The 17,837-nt window shown below is 62.3% G+C and carries 17 protein-coding genes; 6 read left to right on the top strand and 11 right to left on the bottom strand.

Translation table 11 applies throughout. From position 1 onward, the window contains the following. Window positions 1-306: 306 nt before the first annotated feature. From P9272_RS34840 to lepA, 4 genes are all read right to left on the bottom strand, one after another. Window positions 307-816, bottom strand: a complete 510-nt coding sequence (locus P9272_RS34840; RefSeq protein WP_278164690.1) for a hypothetical protein — start codon at window positions 814-816, stop codon at window positions 307-309. Between the two features lie 11 nt (window positions 817-827). Beyond that, window positions 828-1,373, bottom strand: a complete 546-nt coding sequence (locus P9272_RS34835) for a hypothetical protein (protein WP_278164687.1) — start codon at window positions 1,371-1,373, stop codon at window positions 828-830. Window positions 1,374-1,475: 102 nt separating this feature from the next. Beyond that, complete coding sequence (locus P9272_RS34830; protein ID WP_278164686.1) at window positions 1,476-3,209, bottom strand: tetratricopeptide repeat protein; 1,734 nt, start codon at window positions 3,207-3,209, stop codon at window positions 1,476-1,478. An 872-nt stretch (window positions 3,210-4,081) separates the two neighbouring features. After that, complete coding sequence (gene lepA / locus P9272_RS34825; protein WP_278164683.1) at window positions 4,082-5,887, bottom strand: translation elongation factor 4; 1,806 nt, start codon at window positions 5,885-5,887, stop codon at window positions 4,082-4,084. Window positions 5,888-6,052: 165 nt separating this feature from the next. Here lepA and P9272_RS34820 point away from each other — a divergent pair, with 165 nt between their 5' ends. Continuing rightward, complete coding sequence (locus P9272_RS34820; RefSeq protein ID WP_278164681.1) at window positions 6,053-7,153, top strand: TadE/TadG family type IV pilus assembly protein; 1,101 nt, start codon at window positions 6,053-6,055, stop codon at window positions 7,151-7,153. A 69-nt stretch (window positions 7,154-7,222) separates the two neighbouring features. On the opposite strand, the gene mbfA is transcribed toward P9272_RS34820, so the two are convergent. Then, window positions 7,223-8,206: an iron exporter MbfA gene (mbfA, locus tag P9272_RS34815; protein WP_278164679.1), complete on the bottom strand. Its 984-nt coding sequence runs from the start codon at window positions 8,204-8,206 to the stop codon at window positions 7,223-7,225. A 181-nt stretch (window positions 8,207-8,387) separates the two neighbouring features. On the opposite strand from mbfA, the gene P9272_RS34810 reads away from it, so the two are divergent. Together P9272_RS34810 and P9272_RS34805 are read left to right on the top strand one after the other, a co-directional pair. Continuing rightward, complete coding sequence (locus P9272_RS34810; RefSeq protein WP_128257795.1) at window positions 8,388-8,711, top strand: hypothetical protein; 324 nt, start codon at window positions 8,388-8,390, stop codon at window positions 8,709-8,711. Window positions 8,712-8,945: 234 nt separating this feature from the next. Next, window positions 8,946-9,923, top strand: coding sequence for a threonine/serine dehydratase (locus P9272_RS34805; protein ID WP_278164676.1), 978 nt, complete (start codon window positions 8,946-8,948; stop codon window positions 9,921-9,923). 78 nt (window positions 9,924-10,001) lie between these two features. Here P9272_RS34805 and P9272_RS34800 read toward each other — a convergent pair whose 3' ends face one another. From P9272_RS34800 to P9272_RS34780, 5 genes are all read right to left on the bottom strand, one after another. Beyond that, entirely contained in the window at window positions 10,002-10,427 is a 426-nt protein-coding gene (locus P9272_RS34800; protein WP_278164674.1) for a VOC family protein, read from the bottom strand. 175 nt (window positions 10,428-10,602) lie between these two features. Then, window positions 10,603-11,739 carry an ABC transporter permease gene (locus P9272_RS34795; RefSeq protein ID WP_278164673.1) on the bottom strand — a complete coding sequence of 379 codons (1,137 nt, stop codon included), beginning with the start codon at window positions 11,737-11,739 and terminating at the stop codon, window positions 10,603-10,605. After that, window positions 11,736-12,656: an ABC transporter ATP-binding protein gene (locus P9272_RS34790; RefSeq protein ID WP_278164672.1), complete on the bottom strand. Its 921-nt coding sequence runs from the start codon at window positions 12,654-12,656 to the stop codon at window positions 11,736-11,738. Before P9272_RS34790 ends, P9272_RS34795 begins: the two co-directional genes overlap by 4 nt. Then, on the bottom strand, window positions 12,653-13,606 hold the full coding sequence (locus P9272_RS34785) for an HlyD family efflux transporter periplasmic adaptor subunit (protein ID WP_128257800.1): 954 nt from the start codon (window positions 13,604-13,606) through the stop codon (window positions 12,653-12,655). Before P9272_RS34785 ends, P9272_RS34790 begins: the two co-directional genes overlap by 4 nt. Beyond that, complete coding sequence (locus P9272_RS34780; RefSeq protein WP_278164670.1) at window positions 13,603-14,307, bottom strand: CerR family C-terminal domain-containing protein; 705 nt, start codon at window positions 14,305-14,307, stop codon at window positions 13,603-13,605. Before P9272_RS34780 ends, P9272_RS34785 begins: the two co-directional genes overlap by 4 nt. 91 nt (window positions 14,308-14,398) lie before the next feature. Here P9272_RS34780 and P9272_RS34775 point away from each other — a divergent pair, with 91 nt between their 5' ends. Both P9272_RS34775 and P9272_RS34770 read left to right on the top strand, forming a co-directional pair. Continuing rightward, window positions 14,399-14,872 carry a CYTH domain-containing protein gene (locus tag P9272_RS34775; RefSeq protein WP_128257802.1) on the top strand — a complete coding sequence of 158 codons (474 nt, stop codon included), beginning with the start codon at window positions 14,399-14,401 and terminating at the stop codon, window positions 14,870-14,872. Next, window positions 14,869-15,801 (top strand): CHAD domain-containing protein, encoded by a 933-nt coding sequence (locus tag P9272_RS34770; protein WP_278164666.1) that lies wholly within the window; start codon window positions 14,869-14,871, stop codon window positions 15,799-15,801. Before P9272_RS34775 ends, P9272_RS34770 begins: the two co-directional genes overlap by 4 nt. A 51-nt stretch (window positions 15,802-15,852) precedes the next feature. Here P9272_RS34770 and P9272_RS34765 read toward each other — a convergent pair whose 3' ends face one another. Further along, entirely contained in the window at window positions 15,853-16,638 is a 786-nt protein-coding gene (locus P9272_RS34765) for a helix-turn-helix transcriptional regulator (protein WP_278164664.1), read from the bottom strand. Between the two features lie 114 nt (window positions 16,639-16,752). Here P9272_RS34765 and P9272_RS34760 point away from each other — a divergent pair, with 114 nt between their 5' ends. Beyond that, complete coding sequence (locus P9272_RS34760; protein WP_278164663.1) at window positions 16,753-17,613, top strand: ATP/GTP-binding protein; 861 nt, start codon at window positions 16,753-16,755, stop codon at window positions 17,611-17,613. Window positions 17,614-17,837 lie beyond the last annotated feature (224 nt).

The raw sequence follows: 17,837 nt of genomic DNA, 5'->3' as shown, positions 1-17,837 counted from the left end.
CCGGTCCTCCCGGCTGGCAAGAAAACTGTCACCCATCTAATCGGTCCATTCTGTTACCTATCTATCCGGTTCGGACAGTGGGTTCCTCGCCCCCGCCAAAGGCGGGGGAGAGGTGGCCGCGAAGCGGACAGAGAGGGGGCCTTCGTAGGGCGCTCCCCTCTCCGTCTCGGCTTCGCCGAGCCACCTCTCCCCACTTCGTGGGGCGAGGAATCTCGAACTTGGGGGCGCCGCGTTCCTTCGCGCCCCCACGAGGGGGGAGACTAGCAGCTTCGGCGCCTCCGATCCCCACAAAGGGGGGAGGAAGAATCAGCGCCTCACCACCACATGCGGCGCAAATTTCTTCACCGCGTCGACCAGGTCCTGGCCGCGCACGTCGAGCGAGGAGATCTCCATGTGCACAGTGGTCTTGCCGAAGGGCATCAGGCCGAAGGCGTTGGCGGAGGAATATTTGATCGCGTCGGGAGGTTCCCCTGTGAGCTCGAAATTGAGCATCGCCGCGCCCTTGCCGCCGGCGGCGAGGCGCACGCTTTTCACCTTGCTCCACGGCACCAGCACGTCGCCGGCGCGGCTATCGCGGAAACCCTGGCTGTTCAGCACGACCTTGACCGAGGTGTCGAAGGCGCCGCGCGCGATGAAAGCGCCGAGCGCGAGACAAGCGGCGCCGAGTAGCGCGATCCACAGCACATGCCCGCCATCCGCGCTCGAAGCCAGACCCTGCAGCGCGCCGAAGCCGAAGATGCCGCCGATCAGGAACGGCCCGAGGGCGGGCAGGATCTTTCCCGACGGGCTGTTGCGGAGTTCGAGCGGCGCGGCCATGGCCTTCGCGCTCAGCGCTCCGCTTTCAGCAGCGTCCAGATCCAGCCGATGAAGGTCAGCACCAGGAACGCATAGCCGAGCGCCGGCAGCGGCGACGAGGTGGGCAAAAGCGGCGCGCCCCACAGGATCATCAGGACCGAAACAGTGAAGAGCACGGCGTCAATGTGCCCCGTGAGCCGCATCCAGAGCGCGAAAGTGGCCTGCGCGCTGACCATAACCAGCCCCGTCGCCCAAAGCGCAATGCCGCCGGCATAGGAAGGCACGCTCGCCTGCAACCCCGCCGCATTGCCGGCCAGAAGCAGGCTCTCGCCGGCGAGGAAAGTGAGGAAGCCGGCCGCGACCAGATTATTGCCGAGCCGCTGGTATTTCATGGTGAGCAGCGCCGCCGCGACGACGACGCCGACGCCGTCGATGGTCCACAGCGTCTCGCGCAGCGCGTCGCTGCCGACGAACGTGCCGGCATGCCCAACGCGCCGCCGACGGCGAGGCCGAACGCGGCGACGGTATCCGAGGTGGAGCGCATGTGATGTCTCCCCGAGCCGGAGGGGAGGATACAACGAGGTGGGGATAGGTCAAAGGGTTTAGGATCGCCCTGTTACGTCTTCCCCCGATAGCGCAATATTCCTTCTACGCCATCGGTAACGCACGACCCTGTCAATCTATGCCCGCGAATAGCTTTCCGATATCTCGATTTCTTTTATCTTGTTGTCTCGCTCGGCCTTCGTGAATGCTGCATCATCGCGAAAGAGCTCTTTGGCTTCTTTATATCGCCCTGTTGCCTCCAGATACTCGGCGAGCACCTCAACATAGCCTCTATAATTGGCCCGTCGTTCCGATGTCGAATGAGAGTCAATTATCTCCTTTAACTTACTTATCTTCTTCCACGCCTCGCCCTTGTTTCCATCTTTAAGCAATATTCGAGCCCGCAATCTATGCACATCGAAGATCCGCGGGGTTTTCCTGACTGCCACGTCGATAAGACGAAGCGCCTCCCTGTTATCCCCCCACAAGTGTTCAAATTCCGCCCTTCTTGTCGTATAGAATGATCTTCCGCCTTCGTCGCCGACCTTCTCCAACGATTGGAATAGTCCTTCTATTTCAGTTGAGTGTTTTACACTGCGCCCATGCCTTCTAATCAAAACAGAAATTAGTATGTCAAGGACGTACGCATTGTCAGGAGCCTGCTGCTGCGCCTCTCTCGCAAAAGCTTCGGCATCATCCAAATTGCCGCGAGCTGCACAAACCGACGCTAATTCCCGCGCCGCAGAGAAATTATCGGTAGAAAACGCAAGAGCTTCCCGAAGATGGTCCTCCGCCTGAGGCAGGTTCCCTTTCAGCCTTTCGTTAAAGCCTAGCAAAAATTCTATGTTGCTCCTTGTCCAACTCGCGCCAGAGTCGGCTTTTAATATAGCTATCCCCTCCGCAAATGCCGCGTCATCCCCAAGTCGCGCCGCACTGGGGCAAAGATATCGACAGGCCGCAACCTTGCCGTTGCGCGACAGCCTCCCCTTTCCTTCTAAGCCGATGCGCGCCAATCTGATGCTCTCTTGAAAATCCTGACGATCGTAGCTTCGGCGCGCCAACCAGACATAGTGCGATGGTAGAACCAGGGCCTGAGCGAAGGCGCTGACGCCTGCGGCGGTTTCGATTTCAGCTAATACAGCCGCATCCACAAGCTGTACCGCTGCAGTACCCTCTTCGATCCTTACCGTCAGGGTTTTAGCTATAGTCCCAAGTATCTCAGCTCGAGCGGCTTTGGAGAGAGTGAAGCGCCTGTCCCGCTCCACAGCCACTCGAAGGGCAGGAGATATTTTGTATAGGTCAATCGAAAACTCGACGACATGGTCATAAATTAACTTCTCTAGAGCCATTCCCAATGCTTCAGGTACCATATGCAACGACGCGGCGAGGGCTTCAAAGTCAGCCTGGGGTATAAGATTCAAAGCCGAAACAACAGCTATTTCGTCATCACTTAGCTTAAGTCTTTTCACATATTCCGATGACTTACGATGCTTCCACTCGACAAATTGGTTGACAGTGCTTAGAAACACTGAGATAGATTTTTCTTTTATCTCACCTACCATACGATAGTAGTTATATGGGTGCCCCTCACCCAGTTCAGTTAAGCTCTCCACTTCAGCATCTGTAGCGTAAAGATCTTGTGCTTTAAGCAAACTTTTGACTAATCTTCTGGCTGTCTCGTGTGAAAGCGATTTAACTCCACAGTATCCGATATCGTCAGCCTCTCGCCGCAGCTTCCGAGGCACCATCCGAGGAGCAACAATTGTGAGCGGCGGGTGAGGTTTTGGAATAAGATAGTTTATAATTCGATCTATTACAGGCTCTAGAGATCCGTCGTCAGCCAAAATCCCCCCAAGGTCGATAAACACCATTGATTCTCTGACTGCTAGCAGTGAGTTTATGATCTCAGCTATTTGCCTACATTTCTCGTCCTCGTTTGCTATCCGGAATCCGGCTTCTATCGCTCGAATCTCTTTGCCAGTCGATGTCGGTCTTATCTAGATATTAGCTTGCGATGAATTTCCTCGGAGCCGTCGTAGGCGTCGATTTCTATCTCCGGAAAGACCTGTTCACTTGAGGGTACTGATCCGAAAAGACCTTTTTAGCGAGCGATCGTCGACCTGCTCCAGGGTTTCCGGAAAGAAAGAAAGTCCTTGTCGCTGGCCGTTGGAGATCAAATATTTGATCTTGCAGCTCTTTCAACTCGGACTCGCGGTTGATGAAGGGATGGGTATACTCTCTCTCACTGCTACCAGCCGAAATAAGAACGCTAGTTATTAGTCGGGCAGAACTAGAGCTATCACCCGCCTTTCGAACAAAATTATGAAACCTGAGCGTCTCTGACACTCTTGAAAATGAAATGTCGTCTAGACATATCACAAGTATCCGTTCAATTATGCCTTGCGCGTATAGCTCCCTGGCGAGAAATATCTCAAAATTTACATAGTTGGACGCTAAGGAATTTTCTGACAAAAAAAAGAACAAATAGCGTAGACCTTTTCAAGGCATCGACTATTGCTTGAGCATTTAATATTCCACGATCGAAAGTTTCGCTGTCTAGTTCATATGTCCCCGGCTTGAGGAACGATGCAACCTCTTCGACATATCCTTTGTCAGTCGAAGAGTGTGACAGAAATGCTTTCAAGTGCCCCTCCATTGACGCTCATACCCGAGCTCCGGTAGCGGACACCAGCGAATTGAAAAATGCAAGTTCCAAGCTGAGGAAGGAGCCTCTTCGCCTCCCTCAATCGCCCATCTTCAGCGCCTGGATAAACGCCTCCTGCGGGATGTCCACCTTGCCGAACTGGCGCATCCGCTTCTTGCCCTCTTTCTGCTTGTCGAGCAGCTTGCGCTTGCGGGTCACGTCGCCGCCATAGCATTTGGCGGTGACGTCCTTGCGCAGGGCCGAGACGGTCTCGCGGGCGATGATGCGGCCGCCGATCGCCGCCTGGATCGGGATCTTGAACAGGTGCTGCGGGATCAGCTCCTTCAGCTTCTCGCACATCTGCCGGCCACGCTTTTCGGCCGCCGAGCGGTGCACCAGCATGGATAAAGCGTCGACCGGCTCGTCATTGACCAGGATCGACATCTTGACCAGGTCGCCCTCGCGATAGTCGGTCAGGTGATAGTCGAAGGAGGCGTAGCCCTTGGAGATCGACTTCAGCCGGTCGTAGAAATCGAACACCACCTCGTTGAGCGGCAGGTCGTAGGTCAGCATGGCGCGTTTGCCGACATAGGAGAGGTCGGCCTGGATGCCGCGCCTGTCCTGGCAGAGTTTCAGGATGCCGCCGAGATAGTCGTCGGGGGTGAGGATCGTGGCGCGGATCCACGGCTCCTCGATCGAGGCGATCTTGACCACGTCGGGCATGTCGGCCGGGTTGTGCAGCTCCTTCACCGTGCCGTCGATAAGGTTCATGCGGTAGACGACGGAAGGCGCCGTGGCGATGAGGTCGAGGTTGAACTCGCGCTCCAGCCGCTCCTGGATGATCTCCAGGTGCAACAGACCGAGGAAGCCGCAGCGGAAGCCGAAGCCGAGCGCGGCGGAGGTCTCCATCTCGTAGGAGAAGCTGGCGTCGTTGAGGCGCAGCTTGCCGACGGCGGCGCGCAGATCCTCGAAATCGGCGGCGTCGACCGGGAACAGGCCGCAGAACACCACCGGCTGCGCCGGCTTGAAGCCCGGCAGCGCCTTTTGCGTCGGGCGGCGGTCCTCGGTGATGGTGTCGCCGACGCGGGTGTCGGCCACTTCCTTGATCGAGCCGGTGAAGAAACCGAACTCGCCCGGGCCGAGCTCGTCGACATTGACGCGGGCCGGCTTGAACACGCCGGTACGCTCCACGAGATACTTCGCGCCGGTGCCCATCATGCGGATGGTCTGGCCCTTCTTCATGACGCCGTCGATGATGCGCACCAGAACGATGACGCCGAGATAGGCGTCGTACCAGGAATCGACCAGCATGGCCTTCAAGGGCGCGTTGATGTCGCCCTCGCGCGGCGGCGGCAGCTGGTGGACAATCGCCTCCAGCACGTCCGGCACGCCCTGGCCGGTCTTGGCCGAGATCAGCACCGCGTTGGAGGCGTCGAGGCCGATCACCTCCTCCACCTGCTCGCGGATGCGCTCGGGCTCGGCCGCCGGCAGGTCGACCTTGTTCAGCACCACGACGATCTCGTGGTTATTGTCGATGGCCTGGTAGACATTGGCCAGCGTCTGCGCCTCGACGCCCTGGCTGGCGTCGACGACCAGCAGCGAACCCTCGCAGGCGGCCAGCGACCGCGACACCTCATAGGCGAAGTCGACATGGCCGGGCGTGTCGATGAGGTTCAGCACATAATCCTCGCCGTTCCTGGCGCGGTAGTTGAGCCTGACGGTCTGGGCCTTGATGGTGATGCCGCGCTCGCGCTCGATATCCATCGAGTCCAGCACCTGCTCCTTCATGTCGCGCTCCTCCAGCGCGCCGGTGAGCTGGATCAGCCGGTCGGCAAGCGTGGATTTGCCATGGTCGATATGGGCGACGATGGAGAAATTGCGGATGTGGTCGAGGGGCGTCGTCATGCGGCGCGCTTTAGCAGGGGCGGGGTTGAGGGGCAAGCGGCGGGGGTTAGCTGTATCCCACTCACAAAGCATTCAAATGCGCTTAAACATTCATCCACCGCTTTAGGGCATGCTCCGCGCGCGGATGGTAACCGGCTCGATGACGTGACGATGAAGGCCCAAAGAATGCCCAGTTCAGTTCGAAAGTTCAGCCCGGCCGGGGTGGCCGGAGCGGCGAGGCGCTTCCTTGCCAGCCGCGATGGCTCGATGATGCCGATGATGGTGCTGCTGACGATCCCGCTGGTGACGGCAGTCGGCTTTTCGGTCGACTATACCTCGGCGGTGACGACCCGCAGCGACATGCAGAACGCGCTCGACGCCGCGATCATCTCGATCACCACGCTGCCCACCACCACATCGCTGGGAGACCGGCAGACTGCGCTGCAGCAGGCCTATGTGGCCAATAGCGGGCAAGGCACGGCGACGCTCACCAGCGTCAACGTCGCCGCTGACGGCTCGGCGACCTTCGCCGCCACGGCCAGCTATCCGATGCCGACCAATTTCATGCAGATCGCCCGCATCAACACGGTGCAGGTCGGCGTCGCCTCCGCGGTGCGCAAGACGCCGGCGCTGGTGCAGTCCACCTTCAAGGTGACGAAGGTTTCGGGCTACTGGGCAAAGACCATGACCCTCTACGGCACCAAGTTCGGCGACACGGTGGCCAGGCCGCTGATGACGATCAGCTATAGCTATAACGGCTATGGGGATCCGAAGGGCTACGGCACGACCACGGTGAGCACCATCAACGGGTCCACCAGCACGGTGGTGCAAAAGCAGGTGTGCACGACCGGCACACTGAAGTCCCTCCAGAAAAACCTGCCCGCCGGATCAGTGATCCAGACCGATCAATACGGTACCAACTATTCTTGCGCCGACACCTTCTATCCCGCCAATGGCGCCGGCGCGGTGATCGACGTCAGCCAGATGGACAAGCTTTACCTGGAGATGAAGGTGCCTTCGGGCAATCCGACGACGCTGCGGTCGGACGATCCCGCCACCTCGAACCGCCTCTATATCGGCGCCAGCACCACCAACATGCCGGAGGTTGCGACCGGCCAGACCGTCAACATCTTCACCGCCGTGCCCTGCGGCCAGCCCGGATACCAGGCCTGGGAAGACGGCGGCAACCCGGTGCCTGCCGATGTCAGCAACGCCGACTTCTTCTACACCACCACCGGCAAATGCGACTACAACCAGCGCCCGTCGGAAACGGTGCTGACGCAGTAGGGCGCGGCTACCTCCTTGTTTTTACGCAATTCCGGACGGAAAACCGCTCACACTTTTCCTGGAATTGCTCTAGGCGTTCCCGATCAGCACGCCTGCCCCGAACACCAACGCGCCACCCAGCACCACCTGGAAGGCGGCGCGCCAGAACGGCGTCTGCATGTAGCGGTTCTGGATGAAGGCGATCGCCCAGAGCTCGAAGAATACCACCACCGCGGCGACGATCGTTGCCGTCCAGAAATAGGGGATAAGGTAAGGCAGCGCGTGGCCGAGCCCGCCCAGCGTCGTCATGATGCCGACGGTCAAGCCCCGCTTGAGCGGCGAACCGCGCCCCGAAAGCTTGCCGTCGTCGGAGGCCACTTCGGTGAAGCCCATCGAGATGCCGGCGCCGATCGAGGCGGCGAGGCCGACGAGGAAGGTCTGGAACGTGGCATGCGTGGCGAAGGCGGCGGCGAAGATCGGCGCCAGCGTCGACACCGAGCCGTCCATCAGCCCGGCCAGCCCGGGCTGCACATAAGTGAGGATGAACTGGCGCTGCTCCACATTCGCCTCCTCCTCCTTGACCTCTCCCGGCAGGTGCTTCTGCTCCAGTTCATGCGCGGAATTCTCGTGGCCGAGTTCGGCCGCAGCCAGCCAGTCCAGCAGCTTGCGGGTCGAGGCGTCGGTGGTGCGCTTGGCCGCCTCGACATAGAAGCGGTAGGCCTGCCGCTCCATTTCCTCGGCCTGCCGGCGCACATGCTCGATGCCGAGCGGCCGCACCAGCCAGTCGGGCTTGCGCTCGTAAAAGCCCCTGACATGCTCGCGCCGGATCAGGGGAATGCGCTCACCGAAACGCTTGCGGTGCAGCTCGATGAGGGAATCGCGATGGCCGTCCTCTTCCTCGGCCATGGCCTCGAACACCTTGGCCGACTGCGGAAAATCCTGCGCCAGGCCATCGGCATAGGCGCGATAGATGCGCCCGTCATCCTCCTCGGAGGAGATCGCCAGCGCCAGGATCTCCTGTTCCGACAAGGAATCGAACGAACGGCGGCCGAAGCCGAAGACACGAGAAAGCATGATGGGATCACTCTAGTTTAGAATGGTTCTAAACTAGGATCTTGGCTCGCGGCCGTCAATTGCGCACGGCACAAGCGACGCGCCAGAAAGCGTGATCGGCGCGGCGCTGTCCAACTCTTCATTATTACCGAATGTTTGCCTATATTGCCGATAACAGCTGAAATCGAAGGAGACCGACGGAATGACGGAGAAGAAGACGCCGCACGCATTCGACGCCAAGCCGGTGCTCGATCTTATCGCCGGCATCGAGGCCGACCTGCAGCGCCTGAGGGGCCTCGTCCTAGAACAGCTCGAGAAGTTCGACCCGGCCAACCCGCACAACAAGACGCCGGACGGCAAGCTGACCGAGGAGGGTGCTGAGTGCTGCTACCGCATGTTCGACGAGGGCAAGTCGCGCTACACGGTTTCCCAGCAGATGAAGATATCCTTCGCCGCCGCCACCCACCGCTTCAACACCTGGCGCAAGCTCGGCGGCAAGAAGCGGACGCCCACGCTGCTGGGGTGAGCGGGCGCCGGCAGGGGATCGGAAGAGGTCCTCACAGGCAAAATCGCTAGCATGGTGCTTTGAGGCGAATGGCGCCGGCGCGGAAACTGCCAATCTCCCCATTGCGTGGGGAGATCAGCAGTCCCGCCGCCGTCGTCATCATCGCCAACTTGTCCCCATCACATTTTTTCGTTGGCGCGCGCCGGCCTTTTCCGTGCACCATGGGCGATCCCGTTCTTTCGCAAGGCCTGCACCATGACCACCCTGCCCGGCATCCTGGACATCCGCGCCGCCGCCGAGCGGCTTTCCGGCCTGATCGTCGAAACGCCGCTGATCGAATCACCGGAGCTCAACAGGCGCCATGGCGGCCGCATCCTGTTCAAGCCCGAGACGCTGCAGCGCACCGGCTCCTTCAAGATCCGCGGCGCCTATAACAAATTGTCGACGCTGAGCGAGGAAGAGCGCGGGCGGGGCGTCGTCGCCTTCTCGTCCGGCAACCATGCGCAGGGCGTGGCGGCCTCGGCCGCCATGTTCGGCGTCAGGGCGGTGATCGCGATGCCGGCCGACGCGCCGGCGATGAAAATCGGCAATGTCCGCAGGATGGGCGCCGAGGTGGTGACGTTCGACCGTTTCAAGGAGGATCGCATGACGGTCGTTCGCCCCTATATCGAACAAGGCATGGCGTTGGTGCCGCCATTCGACGATCCGGCCATCATCGCCGGCCAGGGCACGATCGGGCTGGAGTTGATGCGGCAGGCGAAGGTGCTCGGCGTGGCGCTCGATGCCGTCATCATCCCTTGCGGCGGCGGCGGCCTGTCGAGCGGCATTTCCGTCGCGGTGAAGGACGCCTCGCCCAGCACGCAAGTCTGGGCGGTCGAGCCGGAGCATTTCGACGACACGCGCCGCTCGCTGGCCAAGGGCGAAAGGGTCGCGAACGAACCTGGCTACAGCTCGATCTGCGACGCGCTGCTCACCGCCGAGCCCGGCGCCATCACCTTCGAGATCAACCGCAAAAATCTCGCCGGCGCCATCGCCGTCTCCGACGAGGCCGCTGCCCAGGCGATGCGCGACGCCATGGCCTATCTCAAGCTTGTGGTCGAGCCCGGCGGCTGCGTGGCGTTTGCCGCGCTGTCATCCGGCGAGATCGACCTCGCCGGCAAAACTGTTGCAGTCGTTCTCTCCGGCGGCAATGTCGATTTCAGCACCTATGCCGGGATCATGGCCGCGGCGTAGAGGTGGGCGATTGGCCTCGGGGGGTGACGCCTGCCCCGGAGGCGAACGCCTTTCCGATCGGCTGACCGGGTCTCATGCTCATGCTTCGCTCGGGAGGAACGCCGGATTGTGGAGTATCTCCCAGAGATGACCGTCGGGATCCTGAAAATAGCCAGCATAGCCGCCCCAGAAAGTCTTGCGCGCAGGCATCGTGATGTGCGCTCCCGCGGTCTCGGCCCGCGCCATCACTTGATCGACCTCGGCTTCGCTGGACACATTGTGGCCAATACTGAATTCTGTGGGGCTGCGTGGTGTAGGATCGATGCCCGCATCGAGTCCGAGGTCGCTGCGTGGAAACAGGCTAAGCACCATGCCGCCCTCGAGATGGAAGATGGCGATCGCACCGTGCTCAAACTCTTGCCCGACGATGCCCTCCGTGAGCAATCCAAGGCCGTCGCGGTAAAACTTCAGAGACCGCTCAAGATCGTCTACGCCGAGCGTCAATATTCCAAATCGCGCTCTCATCGCACTTCTCCCTTATAGTGGTCGGTTGACCTTACGACTCGGTCACGGCCCGTATATCGGTGAAGATATCGAAAGCGACCATGCGACGATTGAACAAATCGGCCAAGTTCCGGCCAACCGCCGGACGCGGACAAGCGCTGGAGCCGCGATCCCGACTCACAAGCATGACCGGGATCTAATCCAGCGTACGCCTGAACCGCACCAGGGCCACGCCGGCGAACAGCGCCACGAACACCGCCAGCCAGCCGATTTCCGTCGCAACCGCCGGCAGCTCGGCGCCCTTCAGCATGACCGCGCGGGTGATGCGCAGGAAGTGCGTCAGCGGAAAGATCTCGCCAAAGGTCTGCGCCCAGCCCGGCATGCCGCGATAGGGGAACATGAAGCCGGAGAGCAGCAGCGACGGCAGGAAAAAGAAGAAGGTCAGCTGCATGGCCTGCATCTGCGAGCGGGCCATGGTCGAGATCGTATAGCCGAGCAGAACCAGCGAAAGCACGAAGACCAGCACCGAGGAGAGCAGCAGCGTCAGGCTGCCGACGAAGGGGATGCCGAACAGGAGCTTCGCCGCCACCAGCACCACCACCACCTGCACGGCGCCGACCACGAGGTAAGGCAGCACCTTGCCCAGCATGATCTCCAGCGGGCTCGAGGGCATGGCTAAAAGGTTTTCCATCGTGCCGCGCTCGGTTTCCCGGGTCAGCGCCATGGCCGTCATCATCACCATGGTCATCTGCAGGATGACGCCGAGCAGGCCGGGCACGATGTTGTATTGCGAGACGCCTTCCGGATTGTAGCGCCGGTGCACGACGACATCGAGCTGGCCGCGCGCCGCTTCCCTGGCCGCGTCCTGGGTGCCCTGTGCTCGCAGCAGCGCCTGGCCGGCAACGGTGCTGAGCGTGGAGATGGCGCCGCTGGCGACGGACGGGTCGGTGGCGTCGGCCTCGATCAGGATCTGTGGATTGTCGCCGCGCTCGACGCGGCGCGCGAAATCGGCGGGAATGGTGACGACGAAGGAGACGTCGCCGCGCGCCATCAGGAACTCGGCTTCCGCCGCGCTTTGCGCGACATAGTCGAAGCGGTAATAGCCGGTGGTCTGCAGCGCCGAGACCATCGCCCGCGTGTAGGGATCGCTGCTGGTCGCCACCAGCGCCGCCGGCAAGCTCTTCGGGTCGTTGTTGATCGCAAAGCCGAACAGCACGAGCTGCATCAGCGGCACGCCCAGCATCATGGCGAAGGTGATGCGGTCGCGCCGCATCTGGATGAACTCCTTGATGAGCAGCGCGCCCAGCCTGGCGAAGGAGAAGACCGCGTTCATGCCATATTGTCCTTCGAGCCGGACATGAACTGGATGAACACATCCTCGAGGCTGGTCTCGCCCGGCGTCACCGTCACGTCCTTGTGCTCGTTCTCGACGTCGGCAAGCGCCTTTTCCAGCGCCGCCTTGTCGGAACCGACGACATGCAGCGTCGCGCCGAACGGCGCCACCTGGTCGACGCCCGGCCGGCCCTGCAAGGCCGCGGCCACCTGGTCGAGCCGCGGCCCATGCAGCACGAACGTCGTCAGCCCGGCATTCCTCACCACCTCGTCGACCGTGCCGGTGGCAAGCATCTTGCCGTAGGAGATGTAGCTGATGCGGTGGCAGCGCTCGGCCTCGTCCATGTAATGGGTGGACACAAGCACCGTCAGGCCGCCGCCGGCGAGGCGATGGATCTCGTCCCAGAACTCGCGCCTCGCCTTCGGGTCGACGCCGGCGGTGGGCTCATCGAGCAGAAGCAGCTTCGGCTTGTGCATGATGCAGGCCGCCAGCGCCAGCCGCTGCTTCCAGCCGCCGGAAAGCGTTCCGGCCAACTGGTTGCGGCGGCTCGCCAGGCCGAGTTCTTCCAGCGTCCTCGCCACATATTGCTCGACCGGTTTCAGCCGGTAGAGCCGCGCCACGAATTCGAGGTTCTCGCCGATCGTCAGATCCTCGTAGAACGAGAATTTCTGCGTCATGTAGCCGACCTCGCGCTTGATCTTGAGCGCGTCGGTGCGGATGTCGAATCCCAGCACCGTGCCATCGCCCTCGTCCGGCGTGAGCAGCCCGCACATGATGCGGATGGTCGTCGTCTTGCCCGAGCCGTTCGGCCCGAGGAAGCCGACGATCTCGCCTTCGGCGACTGTCATCGTCACATGGTCGACGACCGTCTTGTCACCGAAACGCTTGACCAGGCCGCGGACGTCGATGGCGTTCATTGCCCGATATCCGCAAGATCGACATCGACGATCTGGCCCGGCTGCAACGGCCCGGCATCGCCTTCCGGCCGCGCCTCGACGAGATAGACCAGCTTCTGCCGGTTCTCGAGCGAGTAGATCACCGGGGGGGTGAATTCGGGATCGGGCGAGACATAGCTGACGCGCGCCTTCAGCCCCGCCCCGCAGCCATCGCAGTGGACATTGAGCCCGGTTCCGACCTTGACAGACGAGAACGCGCTTTCGGGGACATAGACGCTGAGCTTCACGGCGCCGTCCGGCAGCATCGATATCACCGGCGCGGTCGGCCCGGCCGTGTCGCCGGGATTGCGGATGACGTCGTTGACGCGGCCGGGCGAGGGCGCCGTCAGCACCCGCTTCGACAGCCGCCACTGCGCCTGTCGCAGGGTGGACTGCGCCTGCTTGACCTGGTTGTCGGCGGCCTTGATGGTTTCGGGCCGCGCCGGCAGGTTGCCGACGGCGAGATTGGCTTCCGCCTGGCCGACCTGGGCATTGGCGGTTTCCAGCGAGGCCGAGGCGGTGTTGTAATCGGCCTGTGTGCCGGTGCCGCGCTTATAGAGGTCGCTGGCGCGGTCATATTTGCGCTTGGCGTCGGCGGCCTGGGCTTTCGCCATGTCGACCTCGGCCTTGAGCACGGCGATCTCTTCTGGACGCTTGCCGACCTGCAGGTCGGCAAGCTGCGCCTGCGCCTGCGCCAGCGCGGCCTCGGCCTGCCCCACCTCGATCCTGGCATCGGCATCTTCAAGCGTCGCCACCGCCGCGCCGGTCTCGACGCGGTCACCGCGCCTCACCGTCACCGTCGCCACCTGCGCCACTTCGATCGGCGCCATCAGCACATATTCGCCCTCGACATAGCCGACGGCCAGAGGGGCTGCCGGCGCGCAGGCGCCGAACAGCTGGGCCGCGAGCGGCAGCGAACAGAGAAAGCTCATGATTTGCCCTTCTTGCCGGCGGCTGGCCTGCGTGCCGCCAGCATTGCCCTGAGGTTGTCGGTTGTGGCCGCCACCACCTTGGCGGCCTCTTCCTCGCCGATCTCACGCCAGCCCATCCGGCGCATCACCGCTTCGCGACCGATGCGGAAATAGATGACCTGGCCGATCACGGTGAAAACGGTGAGCCGGGTTGCCTCACTCTCGGCCGGCTCGCCGGTTGCCTGCTCCCAGATCTGGCACAGCCGCCGGTGCGTCGGCTCGAAGACGCCGCCATAGATGCGATCGAGCGCGGCCGTCGGGTGCGAAAGCTCGCGAAGTACGAATTGTACGATCTCGCCGGCCTGCGGACTGACGACAACGAAGCCCACCATCCGCTCCAGCGCGGCGAAGAGCTGTGCTCTCGCGGCTTCCGGGTTTGCCGGCGCGGTGGCTTGGGCCCCGCCCAGCACCTGGCCGGCGATGCCCTGGATGGTTTCGACGATGAAGTCGGCGGCGGCGGCGCGCAGGCCTTCCTTGCTGCCGAAATGATAGGCGATCGAGCCGATATTGGCCTTGGCTTCCGCCGCGATCTGGCGCGTGGACGTGCCGTCGAAACCCTGCCGCCCGAACAGCTTGAGCGCCGCGTGCACCAGCGCCGCGCGTGTTTGATCGGCGGTGGTGGCCTCGCGCTGCTGCCTTTTTGCACTTGATCGCTTTTCCATGGCCCGTATTTAATCAATCGATTGATTAAAGTCAATTTTGACCTCCGAGCCGGCTTGCCTTCCCGACCCCTACAGGCTTTAGTGCGCGGCCATGGGCAAGGAAGTCGAGCGTAAGTTCCTGGTCTCCAGCTCCGCCTGGCGCGACGAGGTCGAGGCGGAGATCCGCATTCGCCAGTTCTATGTCGCCGCCCAGCCGGGCCGCACCGTGCGCGTGCGCATCAGCGACGGGCGCTCCGCCAAGCTGACGCTGAAGTTCGGCGTCAGGGCGCGCGAGCGCGACGAATTCGAATATTCGATCCCGCTTGCCGAGGCCGAGGAATTGATGGCCTTTGCCATCGGACGTGTCATCGAGAAGACACGCCACCATGTTAGACACCGCGGCTATCTCTATGAAGTCGACGTTTTCGACGGCAAGCTCGCGGGGTTGGTGATCGCGGAACTGGAGACGCCGGAGGACGTATCGGACGAAATGCTGCCCGACTGGCTCGGTCGCGAGGTCACCGGCGAGTCGAGATTCTACAACGCGTCGCTGGCTCTCGGGGGGATACCGGAGATCGCCGCATGAGCTTCCGCATCGATCCGCGCTTGCCGCTGACCGGCGAGGTCAGGCGCATATTGGCCGACGAGATCGGCAAGGCCATCGGCCATCTCGAGACAGCGCGCGAGAAACCGGAGCAGGGGCTGCATAAATGCCGCAAACGGCTGAAAGGCGTGCGCGCCTTGCTGCGCCTGGTTCGTTCCGGAGATGAACCGTTCTGCGAGACCGAGAACGAATGCTACAAGCAGGTGTCGGCGCTGCTGGCCGGCCCTCGCGAGGCGACCGCTTTGATCGAGACCGTCGATCGTCTCGCCGATGCCTCTCCGGAACAATCCGCCCGCGCCGGCCTGGACCCCGTGCGCGACCGGCTGGTACTGCGCCAGCATGAGGTCCATGCAGGCCCCGGCCTCGACGCCGCCATCAATGCGGCGATAGCCGCCTGCCGCGAGGGCTTGGAGCGCATCGACAGGCTTTCGCTTCCCGATCAGCCGGAACAGGCCGCCGACATATTGGCCGACGGCGCCCGCGCCACCTTGCGGCGTGCGAAGAAGGCGCTGGACAAGGCGGCGTCCCGGGGCAAGGACACTGACTTTCACGACCTGCGCAAGGCGGCCAAGACGCATTCCATGCATCTGTCCCTGCTCGGCCGCCTGTGGCCAACGCCGATCAAGGCGCGCCGCAAGGCGGTCGATAAGCTCGGCGAGCAGCTTGGCGAATTGCATGACATCTTCGTCATGCGCGCGCTGCAAGACGCCGAGGGCGAGCCGCTCGGCCCCGCCGATGAGACCAAGCTTCTGCGCAAGCTCTTGAAGCGCTCCGAAAAGAGCCTGACCAAGGCCTGCCTTGCCGACGCCGCCGAGCTTTTCGGCGACAGCCCGAAACGCTCGGCCAAAAGATTGGCTCGCAAGGCGCGCGACGACCTCGCCGCCCCGCAGGAAGAAGCGAAAGCGGCGTGACGCCGCCTTTAACTTCTCCCCTTGTGGGCCTTGTGGGAGAAGGGGAAAGCACTACGCCGGCAGCGCCCGTTTCTCCTTCGCCGCCTTTGCTCCGGCATCCCGCGGGTGCGGGCCGATCGGCATGATCGCGGGAAAGGGCGTCGCGCCGAAGGCGAAGGTCCATTTGTAACCGGTGAGCTGGTCCTCCGGCGTGGTGTGCTGATCGTGATGGGCGAGCAGCCGGGCGCGATCGGCGAGCTCGTCGGCCTCGCGCCGCAGCATCTCGGCGGTTTGCGGCCGCATGCGCCGGGAAAAGCTGATGAAGGTCGCGGCCTGTTCCATATGGCCGATTGCCCAGCCGACAAAATTCTTGTTGGTCATTTCGAAATGCGGCTTCAGCGGCCCTTCGAAATCCCACTGGATCGGTGTGTCGACGAGCAGCCTTGCCGACAGGCCACGCCCCAGCGCCACCAGGCCTAGCTCCTCGAGGTCGCGCAGATAGAGGAACATCGAGGCTTCACTCAGGCCTTGCGAGCGCATGATGCCTTGGGGCGTGAATTTCTCCGACAGCATGATGAAGACAAAAAGCATAGCCGGCCGCGCCGCCAGCCGGCGCTCGATCTCCGGTGAAACACGATTGGCCGGGCCCGGCCCCCTGTTCATCGCGCCGAGCACGTTCTCCAACTCGACGTCCGCCGCGGCGCAGATCTCCATGAGCCGGTCGAGCTTGCAATTCCGCTCATGGAAGATGCGCTTCACCGTCGGCTCGGAAATGCCCATGCGCTGGGCCAACGTGCGATAGGTCAGGCCCTTGGCCTTCAACGTCCGTTTCAGCGCCTCGAAGATCGGACCATTCATGGAATGCACCTCGTTCGCGCGATTTCGTATCGATAAGCGATACTAGCGTCGATCCGACTTCCCGAAAAGTATCGAAAAATCTAGCTCTCTCCCCTGTCACCACAGGAGAGCACCATGAAGACCCTCATCGCTTCGACCGTCATCGCCATCGCCGGCATCGCGGGGGCTCCGGTTGTGCAGGCCGGCGAGCTCTGGCGCGCCACCGGCTTCGAACAGCCGGAATCCGCGCTTGTCGATACCGCCCACAACCGCATCGTCGTCTCCAACATCGTCGGCGATCCCGGCGCGGCGGACGGTAATGGCTATTTGTCGCTTCTGTCGATGGACGGCAAGGTCATCGCCCGCCACTGGGTGGACGGCATGGACGCCCCCAAGGGCATGGCGATCGCCGGCGGCAGGCTCTACGCCGCCGACATCACCAAGGTCCGCGTCGTCGATCTCTCCAGCGGCAGGCTGGTCGAGACCATCGACGTGCCGGGTTCTGTGTTCCTCAACGATATGACGCAGGACGATGCGGGCAAGGTCTATGTCAGCGATATGCTGGCCGACACGATCTACCGCATCGACGACGACAGGCCGGAGCTGTTCGTCAAGGACCCGCTGCTTGCCTCGCCCAATGGCGTATTCGCCGATGGCGACAGGCTGATCGTCGCCTCGTGGGGCAAGGGCATCAACAAGGCCGATTTCAGCACCGCCGAGCCCGGCGGCCTGCTGTCGGTCGACCTCGCCACGAAGAGGATCACGCCGCTGCCCGGCGCTCAAAACTTCGCCGATCTCGACGGCGTCATCGCCGTCGGCGGCACCATCTACGCCACCGCCTACATGACCGGCACTCTCTACAGCTACAGGCCCGACGGCAAGCCGACGGCCATGGCGCAGTTCAAGCCGGGCAGCGCCGATATCGGCACGGACGGTGAAAAGATCTTCGTGCCGCTGATGGGCGAAGGCGAGGTGGTGGCGCTGTCACTGGATTGAGCATGCGGAGCGATTTTGAAACATAGCGTCACGTTGCTTCACACCCCCTCTGTCCCGCCGGCGTTTCGAATTTCGCCGATCGGGATTGGACCGGCATATCGACGGCTCTGCCATCTGGTTCAGTTGCTCGCTCCGGGATATCCGGCTGGCATGAGACTTCCTGTGTCAACCTGTTGTGAGCAAGGCGTTTGCGGCGGGGTGTTTTTGGGGATCGTAAGGGGTGC

Origin of the sequence: Mesorhizobium sp. WSM4976 (genome assembly GCF_029625685.1) — a bacterium.
Lineage (GTDB): Bacteria > Pseudomonadota > Alphaproteobacteria > Rhizobiales > Rhizobiaceae > Mesorhizobium.
Note: the sequence above shows the minus strand (reverse complement) of the source record. Positions and strands in the feature narration are given on the sequence as shown.

What these genes read in the sequence shown, in the direction of transcription:
- P9272_RS34840 (WP_278164690.1), bottom strand. Translation starts at nt 816, where the DNA reads ATGGCCGCGCCGCTCGAACTCCGCAACAGCCCGTCGGGAAAGATCCTG.
- P9272_RS34830 (WP_278164686.1), bottom strand. Translation starts at nt 3,209, where the DNA reads ATGGTGTTTATCGACCTTGGGGGGATTTTGGCTGACGACGGATCTCTA.
- lepA (WP_278164683.1), bottom strand. Translation starts at nt 5,887, where the DNA reads ATGACGACGCCCCTCGACCACATCCGCAATTTCTCCATCGTCGCCCAT.
- P9272_RS34820 (WP_278164681.1), top strand. Translation starts at nt 6,053, where the DNA reads ATGCCCAGTTCAGTTCGAAAGTTCAGCCCGGCCGGGGTGGCCGGAGCG.
- mbfA (WP_278164679.1), bottom strand. Translation starts at nt 8,206, where the DNA reads ATGCTTTCTCGTGTCTTCGGCTTCGGCCGCCGTTCGTTCGATTCCTTG.
- P9272_RS34810 (WP_128257795.1), top strand. Translation starts at nt 8,388, where the DNA reads ATGACGGAGAAGAAGACGCCGCACGCATTCGACGCCAAGCCGGTGCTC.
- P9272_RS34805 (WP_278164676.1), top strand. Translation starts at nt 8,946, where the DNA reads ATGACCACCCTGCCCGGCATCCTGGACATCCGCGCCGCCGCCGAGCGG.
- P9272_RS34800 (WP_278164674.1), bottom strand. Translation starts at nt 10,427, where the DNA reads ATGAGAGCGCGATTTGGAATATTGACGCTCGGCGTAGACGATCTTGAG.
- P9272_RS34795 (WP_278164673.1), bottom strand. Translation starts at nt 11,739, where the DNA reads ATGAACGCGGTCTTCTCCTTCGCCAGGCTGGGCGCGCTGCTCATCAAG.
- P9272_RS34790 (WP_278164672.1), bottom strand. Translation starts at nt 12,656, where the DNA reads ATGAACGCCATCGACGTCCGCGGCCTGGTCAAGCGTTTCGGTGACAAG.
- P9272_RS34785 (WP_128257800.1), bottom strand. Translation starts at nt 13,606, where the DNA reads ATGAGCTTTCTCTGTTCGCTGCCGCTCGCGGCCCAGCTGTTCGGCGCC.
- P9272_RS34780 (WP_278164670.1), bottom strand. Translation starts at nt 14,307, where the DNA reads ATGGAAAAGCGATCAAGTGCAAAAAGGCAGCAGCGCGAGGCCACCACC.
- P9272_RS34775 (WP_128257802.1), top strand. Translation starts at nt 14,399, where the DNA reads ATGGGCAAGGAAGTCGAGCGTAAGTTCCTGGTCTCCAGCTCCGCCTGG.
- P9272_RS34770 (WP_278164666.1), top strand. Translation starts at nt 14,869, where the DNA reads ATGAGCTTCCGCATCGATCCGCGCTTGCCGCTGACCGGCGAGGTCAGG.
- P9272_RS34765 (WP_278164664.1), bottom strand. Translation starts at nt 16,638, where the DNA reads ATGAATGGTCCGATCTTCGAGGCGCTGAAACGGACGTTGAAGGCCAAG.
- P9272_RS34760 (WP_278164663.1), top strand. Translation starts at nt 16,753, where the DNA reads ATGAAGACCCTCATCGCTTCGACCGTCATCGCCATCGCCGGCATCGCG.